The organism is Burkholderia sp. AU16482, assembly GCF_002223285.1.
GTDB lineage: Bacteria > Pseudomonadota > Gammaproteobacteria > Burkholderiales > Burkholderiaceae > Burkholderia > Burkholderia semiarida.
The window spans coordinates 1603338-1620610 of the sequence record NZ_NKEY01000003.1 but is presented as its reverse complement, the minus strand read 5'-3'; the positions used below and the strand labels follow the sequence as shown (position 1 = coordinate 1620610).

The 17273-nt window shown below is 67.5% G+C and carries 14 protein-coding genes; 3 read left to right on the top strand and 11 right to left on the bottom strand.

What is annotated here, in order from left to right; translation table 11 throughout:
• Positions 1–54: 54 nt before the first annotated feature.
• The 4 genes from CFB35_RS10095 to CFB35_RS10080 all read right to left on the bottom strand — a co-directional run bounded on the left by CFB35_RS10095 (position 55) and on the right by CFB35_RS10080 (position 3459).
• Entirely contained in the window at positions 55–501 is a 447-nt protein-coding gene (locus CFB35_RS10095; RefSeq protein WP_006488003.1) for a hypothetical protein, read from the bottom strand.
• 333 nt (positions 502–834) lie between these two features.
• Complete coding sequence (gene mscL, locus CFB35_RS10090) at positions 835–1266, bottom strand: large conductance mechanosensitive channel protein MscL (RefSeq protein ID WP_059585158.1); 432 nt, start codon at positions 1264–1266, stop codon at positions 835–837.
• Positions 1267–1505: 239 nt separating this feature from the next.
• Complete coding sequence (locus CFB35_RS10085) at positions 1506–2687, bottom strand: tetratricopeptide repeat protein (RefSeq protein WP_059585159.1); 1182 nt, start codon at positions 2685–2687, stop codon at positions 1506–1508.
• Positions 2688–2778: 91 nt separating this feature from the next.
• The gene (locus CFB35_RS10080; RefSeq protein ID WP_059585160.1) at positions 2779–3459 is read right to left on the bottom strand and encodes a PspA/IM30 family protein; all 681 of its coding nucleotides are present in this window, start codon (positions 3457–3459) and stop codon (positions 2779–2781) included.
• Between the two features lie 531 nt (positions 3460–3990).
• On the opposite strand from CFB35_RS10080, the gene CFB35_RS10075 reads away from it, so the two are divergent.
• On the top strand, positions 3991–6513 hold the full coding sequence (locus tag CFB35_RS10075) for a penicillin-binding protein 1A (RefSeq protein ID WP_059585161.1): 2523 nt from the start codon (positions 3991–3993) through the stop codon (positions 6511–6513).
• An 83-nt stretch (positions 6514–6596) separates the two neighbouring features.
• On the opposite strand, the gene CFB35_RS10070 is transcribed toward CFB35_RS10075, so the two are convergent.
• From CFB35_RS10070 to mfd, 4 genes are all read right to left on the bottom strand, one after another.
• Positions 6597–7031, bottom strand: coding sequence for a DUF3574 domain-containing protein (locus tag CFB35_RS10070; RefSeq protein ID WP_059585162.1), 435 nt, complete (start codon positions 7029–7031; stop codon positions 6597–6599).
• A gap of 145 nt (positions 7032–7176) precedes the next feature.
• Positions 7177–8196 (bottom strand): threonine/serine dehydratase, encoded by a 1020-nt coding sequence (locus CFB35_RS10065; RefSeq protein WP_059585163.1) that lies wholly within the window; start codon positions 8194–8196, stop codon positions 7177–7179.
• A gap of 60 nt (positions 8197–8256) precedes the next feature.
• Positions 8257–9477, bottom strand: coding sequence for an acetylornithine deacetylase (gene argE, locus CFB35_RS10060; protein WP_059585164.1), 1221 nt, complete (start codon positions 9475–9477; stop codon positions 8257–8259).
• A 126-nt stretch (positions 9478–9603) separates the two neighbouring features.
• A complete protein-coding gene (mfd, locus tag CFB35_RS10055) occupies positions 9604–13074 on the bottom strand; it encodes a transcription-repair coupling factor (protein ID WP_059585165.1) in 3471 nt (1156 codons plus the stop codon).
• Positions 13075–13181: 107 nt separating this feature from the next.
• Between mfd and ispD the strand changes: the two genes are divergently transcribed.
• On the top strand, positions 13182–13892 hold the full coding sequence (ispD, locus tag CFB35_RS10050; RefSeq protein WP_059585166.1) for a 2-C-methyl-D-erythritol 4-phosphate cytidylyltransferase: 711 nt from the start codon (positions 13182–13184) through the stop codon (positions 13890–13892).
• 27 nt (positions 13893–13919) lie between these two features.
• Positions 13920–14405 carry a 2-C-methyl-D-erythritol 2,4-cyclodiphosphate synthase gene (gene ispF / locus CFB35_RS10045; protein WP_059585167.1) on the top strand — a complete coding sequence of 162 codons (486 nt, stop codon included), beginning with the start codon at positions 13920–13922 and terminating at the stop codon, positions 14403–14405.
• Positions 14406–14537: 132 nt separating this feature from the next.
• Here ispF and CFB35_RS10040 read toward each other — a convergent pair whose 3' ends face one another.
• From CFB35_RS10040 to CFB35_RS10030, 3 genes are all read right to left on the bottom strand, one after another.
• Entirely contained in the window at positions 14538–15065 is a 528-nt protein-coding gene (locus CFB35_RS10040; RefSeq protein ID WP_006478562.1) for a carboxymuconolactone decarboxylase family protein, read from the bottom strand.
• 76 nt (positions 15066–15141) lie between these two features.
• Positions 15142–15690: a peroxiredoxin gene (locus CFB35_RS10035; protein WP_034207560.1), complete on the bottom strand. Its 549-nt coding sequence runs from the start codon at positions 15688–15690 to the stop codon at positions 15142–15144.
• Positions 15691–15879: 189 nt separating this feature from the next.
• On the bottom strand, positions 15880–17241 hold the full coding sequence (locus tag CFB35_RS10030) for an ATP-binding protein (RefSeq protein ID WP_059585168.1): 1362 nt from the start codon (positions 17239–17241) through the stop codon (positions 15880–15882).
• Positions 17242–17273 lie beyond the last annotated feature (32 nt).

Here is a 17273-nt window from a genome sequence, read left to right as displayed (position 1 = left end):
GCGCGTGAATGGCAGATGGGCCGCCCGGAGGCGGCCCATCGAATGACTGGGGGATCAGCCGAGCGAGCGGGGTGTCGTATCGCCGGCGTTCTGGCGGCCGAGGCCGCCGCGCAGGCTCGCTTTCGTGCCCGCACCAAACTCGGGCAGGATGCGCGCACGCGCGCGACTGGCGAACACGAGGAAGCCGAAGCCGTTCGCTTCGTACCAGTAACCCCCGTTCTCGAGGCCGTCGAGCGGTTGCTCGAGCGCGTTGGCGATCGATTCGATGCAGCGCTTGCGCAGCTCGGCGATGGCCGGATAGGGCGGCTGCGCGCCGCGCACGCTGCACAGGAGCACGTCGAGGCCGGGCAGCACGTGCGCATAGAGGACGGGCTCGTCCTGCGCGCGGGCGCGGGCAATCTTGGTGTCGAGCTGGGCAAACGGCTTCGAGTGGCGCAAGACCGCGAGGAACGACTCCTGGCCATCCTGCGGCGCACGCCGACGTTTTTTCGGGAAGGACATAAACACTCGCCTCAAAAACAATTGCAAGAAATGCGGCACTTTCATGCGACCCACTCCCGGCTATGTACGCCGCATGTCGATCCTTTATAGCACACGAAAATGCTGCATTCGTGCAGTACGACGATCAATGTCTCCCGTCGACCTGCTCGCCATGATCGACACAGCCAGCGTCTTGGCGCCCGTACTGTCGTTTAGTCTCCATCATAGACCTGCTTTTCCCGCGCGTGCATTCGCCCGTCACAAAAAAGTGAGATGGGCCGCATGCGGCGGTGCATCGCATGCGCAATAAAAAGGCCCGCACGGGGCGGGCCTGGCACGCGAAGCGTGGCGCGATCAGCGCTGCTTGAGCGAATCGCGGATCTCGCGCAGCAGCACGATGTCTTCCGGCGTCGCGGCCGGCGCGGCTTCTTCCGGCTTGCGCAGCTTGTTGATGAATTTCACCATCAGGAAAATGATGAACGCGAGGATCACGAAATTGATCGCCACGGTGATGAACGAACCGTAGCCGAATGCCGCGACGCCCGCGGCCTGCAGGTCCTTGAACGAATCGGGATTACCCTTGAACGACGGGGGGATGGTGCCGAGCAGAATGAACTTGTTCGAGAAATCCAGGCCGCCGGTCAGCACGCCGATGACCGGCATGATGAGGTCCTTCACGACCGAGTCGACGATCTTCGAGAACGCGCCGCCGATGATCACGCCGACGGCGAGATCCATCACGTTGCCCTTGACGGCGAACTCCTTGAATTCCTTGATGATGCTCATGAGCGGCTTTCTCCTGTTGGGGGGGCGGGGGAGGCGTGCCGCGACGCGCAGGATTGCCTTGCGTCGAATGAGGGTCGGTGGCACGCCGATGGCCGCATGATAGCGAACGTGCCCCATTGCCGGTAGTCCATCTTGAAATGATTGACAAATCCGCGCGTCGGCAGCGGGCGGCCATGCGGCAGCGCGCGGCGTGCGCGGCCGGGCGTCGAGACGGACGTCGACGCCTGGCCGTCGGTGCTTCAGGTGTTGTCGTCGGTCCAGCCGTCGTCGTTGCTGCCGAGGTCCATGCCGCCACCGCCACCATTGCCGTCGCTCCAGCTCGAATCGTCGCCGCGGCCGAGGTCGAAGCCCGGGTCGGCCTCCTGCCGGTGGCGTTCGCCGTCGACGATCACGTCGCGTTCGACCACGCGCTCGCGGCCGCCCGACATCGCTTCGCCGAGCAGCACGCCGGTCAGGAGCCCGCCCATCCCGCCGCCGAAACCGCCGCCTTGCTGAATCACGACGGGCGGCTGCTGTTGCGGATAGGGCTGTTGCGGCGGGTAGGGCTGCTGCTGATACGGCTGGCCCTGGGCGCCCGTCATGCGGTCGGCTTCCTGCGCGTACACGGAGCCGCTGCCGTTCGCCGGCGCCGCGGGCTGCGCCGCCGGGTCGGGACGGCCTTCGACGCGCGCCTTCACGCTGGCGTGGCGCTGTTCGAGTTCATCGACGCGATACGGCGGCACCGGATTCTTGCCGCTCGAGAGCGTCTCGACGAGCGTGCGCGCGTCGTTCTCGATCGCTTCGAGCTCGCCGGTCAGCGCCGCGGCGCCGGGCGCCGTCGACAGCTTCGCATCGAGCTTCAGCGGCCGGATGTCGTTCAGCACGTCGGTCGCGCGCTTGAGCTGCGTGCGGCGTTCGTCGTCGGCGCGGCCGTCGTCGGCCGTGCGCGCGCGTCGCAGCGTCCAGCGCAGCACCAGCGCGATCACGGCGACGATCAGCCCGAGGCCGATCCACATGCCGGTCGACGGGCCGTGTTTTTCGGCCGGCGCGACGGCGGGAGCGAGCCCCGGCTGCAGGGTGCCCGCCTGCGTGGCCGACGGCGTGTTGCCGCTCACGCGCGCGGCATCGGCGCGAATGCGCGACTCCGTCTGCGCGAAGCGCGACGCGTCGGTGAACTTCAGTTGCGGATCGAGCGATTTCGCGCGCTGCAGTTGCGCGAGCGCGTCGGACGCGCGGCCTTCGCGGTCCAGCACCTGCGCATACAGGTAGCGCGCGTGCGCGTTGTTCGGATGGGCATCGATGACTTGCGACAGTTGCGTGTCGGCTTGCTGCCAGTTGCGCTGCGCGATCGATTGCTCGACCTGCTGCAGCGACGGGACCGCAAACGCGACGGACGACAGCAACATCAGCGAGAGGCCGAGTGCGGCGAGAGATTTCTTCATGGTCGAACCGGGCGCGAGGCGCCCGTCTCCTGACGATCGGTTCGCGCCGCGCGCCCGGGCCGGGGCGCGACGCGGGGGCTCGCGGCGGCGGTTACTGCGCGGGCGTATCGAGCTGCTTCTTCAGCGCGGCGAGACGATCTTCGACCGACGGGCCCTTGTTCAACGCGGCGAGCTTGTCCTCGAGCGCCTTGCCGCTCGACGTGTCGGCGGAATTGAGGCGCGCGTCCGAGCGGGCATTCTGCAGCGCGACCTTGTCCTCGAGCTTCTGGAAATCCTCGGACAGGTTCTTGCCGCCGATGCCGCCCAGCGCGCTGGCGGCCACGTCCTTCGCCTGCGCGATTTCCTGCTTGGCCTGCAGGATGTTCGAGCGCGCGTTGAGGTCGTTGCGGCGCTGGCGCATGTCGGCGATCTGCCCCTTCAGCTTGTCGACCGACGGCTCGAGCGTCGCCAGTTCGGCCGCGAGCGCATCGCGCTCGGCTTCCGCGTTGGACTGTGCGGCGAGCGCCTCGCGGGCGAGCGCTTCGTCGCCGGCCTGCAGCGCACGCTTCGCGCCGTCCTCGTACTTCTTCACCTTGTCGTCGGCCGCATCGCGCTTGCTGCGCTGGGTGGCGACCTGTGCCTCGATTTCGATCAGCGAATTCTCGGCACGGCCGATGCTGTCGTCGAGCTCCCGCACGATCTGCCGTGCGTCGCGCGACGGATCCTGTACCGAATCGGCCGCATCGTTCAGCAGGCCTTTGATCGTGCGCGAAATAGAGTCGAAAAGCGACATGAAATCCTCCGTGGTTGAAAGGCGCCGCGTGACCGCGGCAATGCCCGCTGCGAGCTGGTCCCGCTACGGTCCCGCTACGGTTCCGCTACGGTTCCGCTACGGTTCCGCTACGGTTCCGCTTCGGTTCCGCTTCGGTCCCGCTACGGTTCCGGCCCGCGTGAGCCGGCGGATATTACACCACCGGTTCACTTAAATACGGCTTAAACGCGCGAGTTCAAGCGGCTCGTGCATCAGGACGCCCAACCTTTCGCGGCTGAAAGAAACGCGTGCGCACGCGCCGTGTCGCGTGTCCATCATAGGCCGAGGATGCCGACAATACGTGCCGCAAATCACGCCATTGCGGGAATTTTTACAAAAAATCGCGAAGGCCCCCGGTCGATTTCATTAAAATGCGCTGTCACGTCGCGGGAACGGATCGCCGCGCGGCGGGGTCTGTCGACGTGACAGCCGCATCTCGATGCACCCACTCTGATTCATCCGCTTGCATTTCCGCATGCGTCCGAGGGCGCCACGACCGCCCGCCATTCCGACATGCCAATTATCAAACGACCGCCTTCTTCTTCCGACAGGAACGAACCCCACTACACGCTGCGCCGTTCGCCGTCCGGAGCCTATTACCCCGATGACGACGATCGCGACGACGGCCGCCGTGCGCAGCAGCGCGGTGGCGGAGGCGGAGGGCGCCGCCGCACGTTCGGCTCGCGCGTCGCGCTGTGGTTCGTCGGCCTCATCGCGACGCTCGCGGTGGTCGGCGCGCTGATCGTCGGTTACGCGCTCGTCGTGATGGCGCCGCAACTGCCGTCGCTCGATGCGCTGACGAATTACCAGCCGAAGGTGCCGCTGCGCGTGTTCACGGCCGACCACGTGCTGATCGGCGAGTTCGGCGAGGAGCGCCGCAGCCTCGTGCGCTTCCAGGACATTCCCGACGTGATGAAGAAGGCCGTGCTCGCGATCGAGGACTACCGCTTCTACGAGCACGGCGGCGTCGATTTCCTCGGCATCCTGCGCGCGGGCGTGGCCGACCTGATGCACGGCGGCGCGCGTCAGGGCGCGAGTACGATCACGATGCAGGTCGCGCGCAACTTCTTCCTGTCGAGCGAGAAGACCTACACGCGCAAGATCTACGAAATGCTGCTCGCGTACAAGATCGAGAAGGCCCTGACGAAGGACCAGATCCTCGAGCTGTACATGAACCAGATCTATCTCGGCCAGCGTTCGTACGGCTTCGCGGCCGCCGCGCGCGTGTACTTCGGCAAGGACCTGAAGGACATCACGCTCGCGGAAGCGGCGATGCTCGCGGGGCTGCCGAAGGCGCCGTCCGCGTACAACCCGGTCGTCAATCCGAAGCGCGCGAAGGTGCGTCAGGAATACATCCTGAAGCGCATGCTCGACATCGGCTACATCACGCAGCCGCAGTACGACGCAGCGATCAAGGAAGAGATTCACGTGCGCACGCCGGGCAATCAATACGCGGTGCACGGCGAGTACGTCGCCGAGATGGTCCGGCAGATGATGTACGAGCAATACAAGGACGAAACCTACACGCGCGGGCTGACCGTCACGACGACGATCAATTCGGCCGACCAGGAAGCCGCATACCAGGCCGTGCGTCGCGGGATTCTCGACTACGAGCGCCGCCACGGCTATCGCGGCCCCGAAGCGTCGATCAACCTGCCCGCGGCCGGCGACGAGCGCGACGAGGCGATCGACGACGCGCTCGCCGACCACCCGGACAACGGCGACCTGCAATCGGCGGTCGTGCTGTCGGCATCGCCGAACGCGGTCGAGGTGCAGTTCGTCGGCGGGGCGACCACGACGATCGGCCCGGCCGGGCTGCGTTTCGTGTCGGCCGCGCTGGGCCCGCGCGCGAACAACGCGCTGCGCATCAAGCCGGGCTCGGTCGTGCGCGTGCTGAAGGACGGCAAGACGGGCTGGCAGGTCGTGCAGTTGCCGCAGGTCGAAGGCGCGCTCGTCGCGATCGCGCCGCAGGACGGCGCGATCCGCTCGCTCGTCGGCGGCTTCGACTTCAACAAGAGCAAGTTCAACCACGTGACGCAGGCGTGGCGGCAGCCGGGCTCGTCGTTCAAGCCGTTCATCTACTCGGCGTCGCTCGACAAGGGGCTCGGGCCGGCGACGATGATCAACGACGCGCCGCTGTACTTCCCGCCGAGCGTGCCGGGCGGCACCGCGTGGGAGCCGAAGGACGACGACCAGCCGGACGGCCCGATGACGATGCGCACCGGCCTGCAGCGTTCGAAGAACCTCGTGTCGATCCGGATCCTCGCGTCGATCGGCACGCAGTACGCGCAGCAGTACGTGACGCAGCGCTTCGGCTTCGATCCGGCGAAGACGCCGCCGTACCTGCCGATGGCGCTCGGCGCGGGGCTCGTGACGCCGCTGCAGCTCGCGACCGGCTACGCGGTGTTCGCGAACGGCGGCTACAAGGTCGACCCGTACCTGATCGCCGAAGTCGACGACGCGCGCGGCCAGCCGATGCAGAAGTCGCAGCCGGTGGTCGCGGGCAGCACGGCGCCGCGCACGATCGAAGGCCGCAACGCGTACGTGATGAACAGCCTGCTGCATTCGGTCGCGACGGCCGGCACGGGCGCGGGTACCAACGCGCTGGGCCGCAACGACCTGCAGGGCAAGACGGGCACGACGAACGATGCGAAGGATGGCTGGTTCGCCGGCTACCAGCAGTCGCTCGTCGCGGTGGCTTGGATGGGCTTCGACCAGCCGAAGAGCCTGGGCAGCCGCGAATTCGGCGCGCAGCTCGCGCTGCCGATCTGGGTGAACTACATGCGCACCGCGCTGAACGGCGTGCCCGAGCAGCAGATGCCGATGCCGGACGGCCTGACCACGATCGACGGCGAGCTGTACTACGCCGATCGCACGCCGGGCAACGGCTTCGTCGCGAACGTCGACATCAACCCGGCCGAGAACGCGATCAGCGCGAACGACGCCCTCGGTTCCGCCGGCGCGGCAGGGCTGGCGCCGCCGCCCGTCACGCCGCAGGAGAAGCAGCAGATCATGGACATGTTCGAGAGCAAGTAAGCGATACGCCGTTCTCCGCGCATGCGACGGGCGCCTTCGGGCGCCCGTTTTTTTGCGTGCGGCCGGGCGGCAAAGACGGTGAATCAGAACGACGCGCAGGCCGGCACGACGGTCATGCCGACCGATTGCTGATGAAATCGCTCGACGTACGCTTGCCGGATCGCGGCGAGCCGCGTACGCGTGTCGGGCGTATCGTCGGCGATGATACGGATCACGAAACTGTCTTCGCGCGTGATCGCGCCGCTCGCGCGGTCGCGCCACTGGCCGTGCGTGTCCCAGTACGTGAGGCCGTCGGCGAAGCGTGGCGTGACCGTGTCGGCGAGGAATGCCGCGCGTTCGGCATCGGTGACGGGGCCGCGCCCGGCGATGTCGCGCCCGAACAGCAGGTCGGCCTGCAGCATGCGGCTTTCGCCCGGCCGCGCGCAGGACGCAGATTGCGCGGGGGAGGTGGACGAGGGTGGCGCCGCGCAACCGGCGAGCAGGGCGAGCACCGCAGCGCATGCGGCCAGCCGCCGCATCTGCCCATTTCGTGACGATCGACCTTCGCGCGCGCAAAACGCCGCCCGCTCAACCACTTGCGCGCTTGTCCGGCGGGTTATCAACAGGGCTGTCAACATAATCTGGGGATAACCCCGGGTCGGTTTGCGCACGCACGACGCGTGGTCAGTGCTGCAGTTGCGCGTGCGCGAGGTGCATGCCGAGCGTGGCGGGATCGGTGTTCGTGCCCGACAGCAGCACGCCGACGCGCTTGCCCTGCAGCGTTTCGCGCAGCGGGCCGAGGAGCGCCGCGAGCGCGGCCGCGCAGGCCGGCTCCACCGACAGTTTCAGGTGCGAGAACAGGAACAGCATCGCGGCGCGCAGTGCATCGTCGGAGACGGTGACGATGCGATCGAGATGGCGCCGGCACAGCTGATAGCTGTATTCCTCGGTATGCGGCGCCATCAGCGAATCGGCGATCGACTGCATCGCGCTCATCTTGATCGTGTGATTGGCCGCGAAGCTGCGGCTCATCGCGTCGGCGCCTTCCGGCTCGACGCCGTACACGTGCACGCGCGGATTCGCGAGCCGCAGCGCGGTCGCCATGCCGGCCGCGAGCCCGCCGCCGCCGATCGGCACGATCACCGCGTCGAGGTCCGGCGTCTGCGTCGCCCATTCGTAGCCGAGCGTCGCGGTGCCTAGGATCGTGTGATAGCCGTTGAACGGATGAATGAAGAAGCGGCCTTCCTCGGCCTCGATGCGCCGCACGAGGTCGAATGCCTGCGACGCGCTGCCCGCGAGCACGACTTCCGCGCGGTACTGCTTGCACTGCGCGATGCGCGTCGGGCTTGCGGTATGGAACATCACGACCTTCGCGCTGCTGCCGAGCCGCATCGTCGCGTACGCGACGGCCGCCGCATGATTGCCGGCCGACACGCAGGTGACGCCCGCGTTCTTGCGGGCTTCGTCGAGCGCGAGCACGTGCGTGAACGCGCCGCGCGCCTTGAAGCTGCCGCTCGCCTGCAGCAGCTCGAACTTGAAGTTGACGTGCGTGCCTTCGAGGGAGGGCAGGTCGGCGCGCTCGAATACGGGCGTGCGCGCGACCCACGGCGACAACGCGAAATGCTGCGCGGCAATCTCGTCGAGCGTCGGAATCGGCTCGCCGTCGATCGTCGTATGGGCCGTGCCCTGTTGTTCAGTCGACATGACGTGGCGGGTGGCGGAGTGGGCCGGCCCGCGCACGCGGGCCGGCGTGGCGGGAGGCAGTCAGTGCGCGTCGACCGACATGCTGCGGATGAACTTGCGCAGGAATTGCTCGCAGCCGGCGAGCTGCGCGAGCTCGACATATTCGTTCGGCTTGTGCGCCTGCTCGATGTTGCCGGGCCCGCACACGACGCTCGGGATGCCCGCGCGGGCGAACAGCCCGGCCTCGGTGCCGTACGCGACCTTGCGCTTGTCCTGGTCGGCCGTCAGCGCGCGCACGAGCTGCGTGATCGCCGCCTGTTCGGTCGCGTCGAGGCCGGGCGCCGCGGCGATCTTCGAGAACTCGATCGCGGCGCCCGGATGCTCGCGCAGCATCTGCGGCAGCAGCGTTTCCTGCGCGTACGCTTCGATGCGCGCGAAGATCTGTTCGGGATCGAGCGTCGGCAGGTTGCGGAATTCGAAGTCGAAGCGGCACTCGGCCGGCACGGTGTTGATCGCGTTGCCGCCCTGGATCGTGCTCGTCTGCGCGGTCGTGAACGGCACGTCGTACAGTTCGTCGAACGGGCCTTCGGCGCGAAAGCGCTCGGCGATGTCGCGGATGTGGCAGATGAGGCGCGCCGCATACTCGATCGCGTTGAGCCCCTTCGGCGTCAGCGACGAATGCGCGGCGTGGCCGCGCACGCAGCAGCGGTACGCGTTGATGCCCTTGTGCGCGATGATCGGCCGCATGCTGGTCGGCTCGCCGACGATGCAGCCGGACGGCTGTACGCCGCGCTTCACGAGATCGGCGATCATCAGCGGCGCGCCCGCGCAGCCGATTTCCTCGTCGTAGGACAGCGCGAAATGGATCGGCTGCGCGAGCTTCGTCGCCTGCATCTCGGGCAGCAGTGCGAGCGCCGCGCCGATGAAGCCCTTCATGTCGCAGGTGCCGCGGCCGTACAGGCGGCCGTCGCGGATTTCCGGCGCGAACGGGTCGCTGTCCCATTGCTGGCCGTCGACCGGCACGACGTCGGTATGGCCCGACAGCACGATGCCGCCGTTCGTCGAACCGTCGTGCGCGGGCACGGTGGCAAACAGGTTCGCCCAGCCGTCGCGCGGGTCGTGCGTGATCGTCGACGCGATGCCCTTCGCGGCGAGCGCGTCGCGCACCGTCTCGATCAGGCCGAGGTTCGGCACGCGGCTCGTCGTGTCCATCGACACGAGTTGCTTGACCCAGGGCAGGCTGACGAGCGATGCATCGCGTTCGGTGGCGGCGGACGGCGCCGTCGCGTCGGGAGTGGACATGGCAAAACTCCGTCTGATGAATGAGAAATCATACTCAAAAACGCGCCCGGCCGCCTTCGCCGGGCGCGATGCGGTGCAGCAACGTCGCGCCCGTCAGGATCGCATCGGCGCCGCGTCGGCGCTGCATCAACGGGCCGCGACGGCCGCCCCCTGTTTCGGGGCGAGCGCGCGCAGCGTTTCCTTGATCGTCGACACGCGGATCGCGAGGTCGGGCGAGCGCGTCTCGATGCGCAGCTTGTCCTGGCCCGCGAGCTTGATGTGGCGATGCTTCTGCACCATCTCGATGATCCGCATCGGATCGATCGGCGGGTTCGGCTCGAACTGCAGTCCGATCGCGGCCTCGCTCGCGTCGATCTTCACGATGCCGAGCGGCTTCGCGGCGATCCGCAGCCGGTGCGTCTCGACGAGCGCGTGCGCCTGCGGCGGCAGCTTGCCGAAGCGGTCGATCAGTTCCTCCTGGATGCCGTCGATCGCGTCGCCGTGCTCGCAGTTCGCGAGCCGCTTGTACAGCGACAGTCGCTCCTGCACGTCCGCGCAGTAGTCGGCCGGCAGGATCGCGGGCGCATGCAGGTTGATTTCGGTCGTCGCGGCGAGCGGGGCGGTGAGGTCGGGTTCCTTGCCGTTCTTCAGCGCCTTCACCGCGTCGTTCAGCATGTCCGTATAGAGCTGGAAGCCGATCTCGTGGATTTCGCCCGACTGCTTGTCGCCGAGCACCTCGCCGGTGCCGCGGATCTCGAGGTCGTGCATCGCGAGATAGAAGCCCGAGCCCAGTTCCTCCATCTGCTGAATCGCTTCCAGCCGGCGCTGCGCCTGCTTGGTCAACGACTGCGGATCGTTGACCAGCAGGTACGCGTAGGCCTGGTGGTGCGAGCGGCCGACGCGGCCGCGCAACTGGTGAAGCTGCGCGAGGCCGAACTTGTCCGCGCGGTGCATGATGATCGTGTTCGCGCTCGGCACGTCGATGCCAGTCTCGATGATGGTCGTGCACAGCAGCACGTTCGCGCGCTGCGCGACGAAATCGCGCATCACGCGTTCGAGCTCGCGCTCGTGCATCTGGCCGTGCGCGATCACGATGCGCGCCTCCGGCACGAGCGCCTCGAGCATCGCCTTGCGGTTCTCGATCGTCTCGACCTCGTTGTGCAGGAAGTACACCTGGCCGCCGCGCTTCAGCTCGCGCAGCATCGCCTCGCGGATCACGCTTTCTTCCTCGCGGCGTACGAACGTCTTGATCGCGAGCCGCTTCTGCGGCGCGGTCGCGATCACCGAGAAATCGCGCAGCCCTTCGAGCGCCATGCCGAGCGTACGCGGGATCGGCGTCGCGGTGAGCGTCAGCACGTCGACTTCCGCGCGCAGCGCCTTCAGCGCTTCCTTCTGGCGCACGCCGAAGCGGTGCTCCTCGTCGATGATCACGAGGCCGAGGCGCTTGAACTGCACGTCCGACGACAGCAGCTTGTGCGTGCCGATCACGATGTCGACGCTGCCTTCGTTGATCTGCGCGATCGCCGCGTTCACTTCCTTCGCGGTCTTGAAGCGCGACAGCTCGACGATGCGCACCGGCCAGTCCGCGAAGCGGTCGGCGAAGGTCTGCGTGTGCTGCTCGGCGAGCAGCGTCGTCGGCGACAGCAGCGCGACCTGCTTGCCGCCCATCACCGCGATGAACGCGGCGCGCAGCGCGACCTCGGTCTTGCCGAAGCCGACGTCGCCGCACACGAGGCGGTCCATCGGCTTGCCGCTCGTCATGTCGCCGATCACGGCCGCGATCGCCGCGGCCTGGTCGGGCGTTTCCTCGAAGCCGAAGCTTTCCGCGAATTTCACGTAGTCGCGCGGGTCGAGCGCGAACGCGTGGCCCTCGCGGGCCGCGCGGCGCGCGTACAGGTTCAGCAGCTCGGCGGCCGTGTCGCGGATCTGCTGCGCGGCCTTGCGCTTGGCGCGCTCCCACTGGCCGGAGCCGAGTGCGTGCAGCGGTGCGCTGTCGGGATCGGCGCCGCTGTAGCGCGAGATCACGTGCAGTTGCGCGACGGGCACGTAGAGCTTGCTGTCGCCCGAGTATTCGAGGTGCAGGAATTCGGTCTCGCCTTCGCCGAGATCCATCGACACGAGGCCCATGTAGCGGCCGATGCCGTGCTGCGCGTGCACGACCGGGTCGCCCACTTTCAGCTCGGACAGGTCGCGCACCATCGCGTCGACGTTGCTCGCCTGTTCCTGCCGGCGGCGGCCCGCGCGGCGGCCGAGCGCGCCGTACAGCTCGGTTTCGGTGACGATCGCGTAACCTTCGCCCGGCACCGCGAAACCGTTCGCGAGCGGCGCGACGCCGAGCGCGAAGCGCGCGTCGCTCGCGAGCCAGCTCGCGAAATCGTCGTTCGAGGATGGCCGCAGGTGATGTTCCGCGAGCAGTTGCAGGATCGTTTCCCGACGGCCGGCCGATTCGACGGTGAGCAGCACGCGCTTGCCCGACGATTCGACGAACGTGCGCAGCGACGCGAGCGGATCCTCCGCATGGCGGTCGACGGTGAGCTCGGGCAGCGCGGTCGCCCAGCCGCCGGCCGGCTGCGCGGGCAGCACGACGCGCGCGAACGGCTTCGCGAACGCGAAGAAATCCTCGTCGGACAGGAACAGCCGCTGCGGCTCGAGAATCGGCCGCTCGCGATCGTGCGCGAGGAACGCGTGACGCTGCTTCGTATCGGCCGTGAAGCGGCGGATCGACGCTTCGAGATCGCCGGTGAACACGAGGTGCGCGTCCTGCGGCAGGTAGTGGAACAGCGTGGCCGTCTCGTCGAAGAACAGCGGCAGGTAATACTCGATGCCGGCCGACGGCACGCCGTTGCCGATGTCCTTGTAGATCGGCGCGCGGCTCGGGTCGCCCTCGAAGGTTTCGCGCCAGCGGCTGCGGAAGGCCGTGCGCGCGGCCTCGTCGAACGGGAACTCGCGGCCGGGCAGCAGGCGCACGTCGCGCACCGGGTACAGGCTGCGCTGCGTGTCGGGGTCGAACGCGCGGATCGAGTCGACCTGGTCGTCGAACAGGTCGATCCGGTACGGCAGCGGCGAACCCATCGGGTACAGGTCGATCAGCGAGCCGCGCACGCAGTATTCGCCGGGCCGCACGACCTGGCTCACGTGCTCGTAGCCGGCCAGCGTGAGCTGCGATTTCAGCTTAGCCTCGTCGAGCCGCTCGCCCTGCGCGAACGCGAACGTGTACGCGGCCATGAACGACGCGGGCGGCATCCGGTACAGCGCGGTGGTCGCGGGCACCAGCAGGATGTCGCAGCGGCCCTCGCCGAGGTCGTGCAGCGTCGCCAGCCGCTCGGACACGAGGTCCTGGTGCGGCGAGAACGTGTCGTACGGCAGCGTTTCCCAGTCGGGCAGCAGGCGCACGCGCGCGTCGGGCGAGAAGTAGTGGATTTCCTGCGACAGCCGCTGCGCGTCGACCGCGTTCGCGCAGATCACCGCGAGGAGCGGCACGTCCTGGCGGTTGTCGGCGAGATAACGGGCGATGGCGAGCGCGTCGGCGGAGCCGTGCGCGCCGTCGAAGGCGAAACGCTGGCCGGGCTTGACGCGGGCAACGGGTGAAGCGGACGGGGTGGAAGCGTTATCTGGCATAGGGACGACAGGGGTGGCGTGCACGGGCGCATCGCGGTGCGCCGGTCGAGACGAAAGACCTATTATAAAATCCGCTTCTCGATTTCACCTTTCCGGCGTTTCCCTTCGTGACTCCCCGACTTTTCGCCCTGATTCCCTGTGCCGGCACGGGCAGCCGTTCCGGTTCGGCCGTGCCGAAGCAATACCGCACGCTGGCCGGCCGCGCGCTGCTGCACTACACGCTCGCCGCGTTCGACGCGTGCAGCGAGTTCGCGCAGACGCTCGTCGTGCTCGCGCCCGACGATACCCATTTCGACGCGCGCCGCTTCGCGGGCCTGCGCTTCGCGGTGCGTCGCTGCGGCGGCGGCTCGCGGCAGGCGTCGGTGCTCAACGGGCTGCTGGAGCTGGCGGAATTCGGCGCGACCGACCACGACTGGGTGCTCGTGCACGACGCCGCGCGCCCGGGCATCACGCCGGCGCTGATCCGCACGCTCGTCGCGACGCTGAAGGATGACCCGGTCGGCGGGATCGTCGCGCTGCCGGTGGCCGATACGCTCAAGCGCGTGCCGGCCGGCGGCGACGCGATCGCGCGCACGGAGCCGCGCGACGCGCTGTGGCAGGCGCAGACGCCGCAGATGTTCCGTATCGGCATGCTGCGCGAAGCGATCCTGCGCGCGCAGCGCGAAGGGCACGACCTGACCGACGAAGCGAGCGCGATCGAATGGGCCGGCCATACGCCGCGCGTCGTGCAGGGCAGCCTGCGCAACTTCAAGGTCACGTACCCGGAAGATTTCGCGCTCGCGGAGGCGATCCTCGCGCGCCCCGAAAACGCTTCCTGACTTTCACTCCTCTCAATCGGAACACGCATGGATTTCAGAATCGGACAAGGCTACGACGTGCACCAGCTCGTCGAAGGACGCCCCCTCATCATCGGCGGCGTGACGATTCCGTACGAGCGCGGCCTGCTCGGCCACTCGGACGCGGACGTGCTGCTGCACGCGATCACCGACGCGCTGTTCGGCGCGGCGGCGCTCGGCGACATCGGCCGCCATTTCTCCGACACCGACGCGGCGTTCAAGGGCGCCGACAGCCGCGTGCTGCTGCGCGCGTGCGCCGAGCGCGTGAAGGCGGCCGGCTTCGCGATCCAGAACGTCGACAGCACCGTGATCGCGCAGGCGCCGAAGCTCGCGCCGCATATCGACGGGATGCGCGCGAACATCGCCGCGGATCTCGGGCTGCCGCTCGAGCGCGTGAACGTGAAGGCGAAGACCAACGAGAAGCTCGGCTATCTCGGCCGCGGCGAGGGGATCGAGGCGCAGGCCGCCGCGCTGCTGGTGAAGCAGGGCGGCTGACGTCCGGCCGTGGCGGCGTGCGGTTCGCGCCGCACGCCGCGCCGCCGAAATGAAAAATGCCACGCGCATGCGTGGCATTTTCGTTGGAAGCGGGCGTCGCGTATGGCGAGCGCCGCGCAACCGCTCATTCGCTCATTCGCCTTCGGCGGCGATCACCTGCGCGGCGGCGTTGATCACCGACGCGATGCGGCCGACGTCGCGCAGTTGCGTGACGGTCATCCCTTGCTCGTTCTTCAGCAGCGCATAGTGCGACTTCACGCAGAAGTGGCACTTGCCGACGATCGACGCGGCAAGCGCGTACATCTCGAACTTGCGCTTGTCGACGCCGCCGTGCGTCGCATACGCGCCCATCCGCAATTCGGCGCGCTGCGTCTTCAGGTCGGCGTCGTCGGCCATCTCGACATACGGATACCACGTGTTGTTCATCCCCATCAGCGCGGCCGCCGTCAGCACGGCGTTCGTCTCTTCGGGCGACAGCACGCCGGCTTCGCGGATCGTCTTCACGAGCACCGTGCTCTTCGCTGCGATGGCCGCCGCCAGCGCCACGCCGACCGCGTCGGTGCCTTCGAGCGACGAGCGCGAGATCGTGCCGTCGAGGTTCAGGCGAATGTCCTTCGCGTAGTCGGGGATACGCGCCTTAATCGAGTCGATGAATTCCATTGATATCTCCTATGGGTTGGCCGTTAAAAAAGCCCGCAGGCAGGACGTGCGCCGCGGGCTTCGTGCATCGATGCGCTTACAGCGTTGCGCCGCCGACTGCACGGTTGCACGGGCACAGTTCGTCCGTTTGCAGGCCGTCCAGAATACGCAGGACTTCTTCCGGGCTGCGGCCGACGTTCAGGTTGTTCACCGAAACGTGCTGGATCGTGTTGTCCGGATCGACGATGAACGTCGCGCGCAGGGCCACGCCGGCTTCCTTGTCGCGCACGCCGAGCTGGTCGATCAGTTCGCCCTTGACGTCGCCGAACGAGTAGTGGTTCAGCTTGTCGAGATCCTTGTGCTCACGGCGCCATGCGAGCTTGACGAATTCGTTGTCCGAGCTGCCGCCGAGCAGGACGGCGTCGCGCTCTTCGAACTGCTTCGTGAGCTTCGCGAATTCGACGATTTCCGTCGGGCACACGAACGTGAAATCCTTCGGATAGAAGTAGATGATCTTCCACTTGCCCGGGAACGACGCTTCGGTGATCGTCTCGAACGCCGACTGGCCGTTTTCCTCATGATTGTTGAAGCCCGGCTTCGCGGCTACGACGGTGAATGCTTCGAGTTTATCGCCCACGGTTTTCATGCGGATACTCCTGTGTGAGTTGGGAAGAAGACTGAGTCAAGCTACCTCGGTGCTGCAACGATGATGTGACAGCATGCCGAAGACTATAACACTATTAATAAGACACTTCAATAGATTTTGACTAACGACCCTCATAGCTTTTATCAACCGGGCCGATAGTGTGACGCGCAAGATGCGTGCGCGAGCGTGTCACGCGGTCGCACGCGCCTTGCCGGCGCCCGGGAACTCGAGCGTGACTTCCAGGCCCGCTTCGGGGTGGCGGTTGCGCAGGCGCAGCGCGCCGCGATAACGGCTGACGAGCCGCAGCACGATCGCCATCCCGAGGCCCGTGCCGTCCGCCTTGGTGCGCGCGGTGTCGACGCGGTAGAACGGTCGCATCACGAGCGGCAGTTGATCCTCGGGGATGCCGGGGCCTTCGTCGCTCACCGCCAGTTCGACACGCGCATGCGACACGCGCGTCTCGAGCGTGATGCGCGAGATGCCGTCCTGCTTGCTCTGGCCGTACTTGCGCGCGTTCTCGACGAGGTTGCCGATCACGCGACGCATGTCGGTCTCGTCGGCTTCGATGATCGCGCTCGGCGCGAGCCGCGTGCGGATCTCGACGCCGTCCTCGCCCGACACGCGCGCGGCGACTTCGTGCGCGATCGACGACAGGTCGACCGGTTCCGGCTTGCGCTGCGACGGGCGTGCGTAGTCGATGAAGGCCGCGATGATGCGGTCCATCTGCTCGATGTCGTCGACCATCGCATCCTTCGTCGCCTGGTCGGACGGGCTCATCTCGGTTTCGAGCCGCAGCCGCGCGAGCGGCGTGCGCAGGTCGTGCGAGATGCCCGCGAGCATCAGCGCGCGATCGGCCTCGAGCTGTTCGAGGTCGCGCACCATCTGGTTGAAGCTGCGGTTGGTTTCGGCCGCGACGCCCATCCCGCGCTCGGGCAGCGGCTCGGGCGCCTGGCCCGAACCGACCTGGCGCGCGGCGAGCGCGAGCCGCGAGAACGGCCGGTTCACGAGGCTCGTGATGAACGCGGAGCCGAACAGCGACAGCGCGAGCGCGAACAGCCCCCAGCCGGCCCACTGCAGGCCCGTGACGTTGTCGAGCTGGTCGCGGTCGAGCGCGACCCAGTAATCGTCGTCGTCGATCTTGAAGCTGATCCAGACGCCGGGAATGTCGTTGACCGACTGCGCGATCACGGTATCGTCGCCGAGGCGGCTGCGGATGTCGTGCTCGATCAGGCGGTTCAGCGATTCGTCGGGCTGCAGCTTGAACTTGTCGGTTTTCTCGCGCGGGTACACGCGCACGCCCTCGTTGCTCTCGAGATCCTGCAGCAGCGCGCGCCGCAAGTCGGGATCGGAATAGAGCAGGGCGGTGCGCGTGAGCTTCACGACCGCGACGAGCTGGAGCGCGACGCGCTGCGCACGCGGCTCGCGCTCGATCACGCGAAAACTCTGGAACCACGCGGCGAGACTGACCGAGATCAGCAGCGCGATCAGCAGGAAGGTGCGCCAGAACAGCCCGCCGAACGCGAGCTGCAGAAGGCGCCGGTCGATACGCATGGGACGGGCCGTGGGCGGGGCGAAACCGGGAA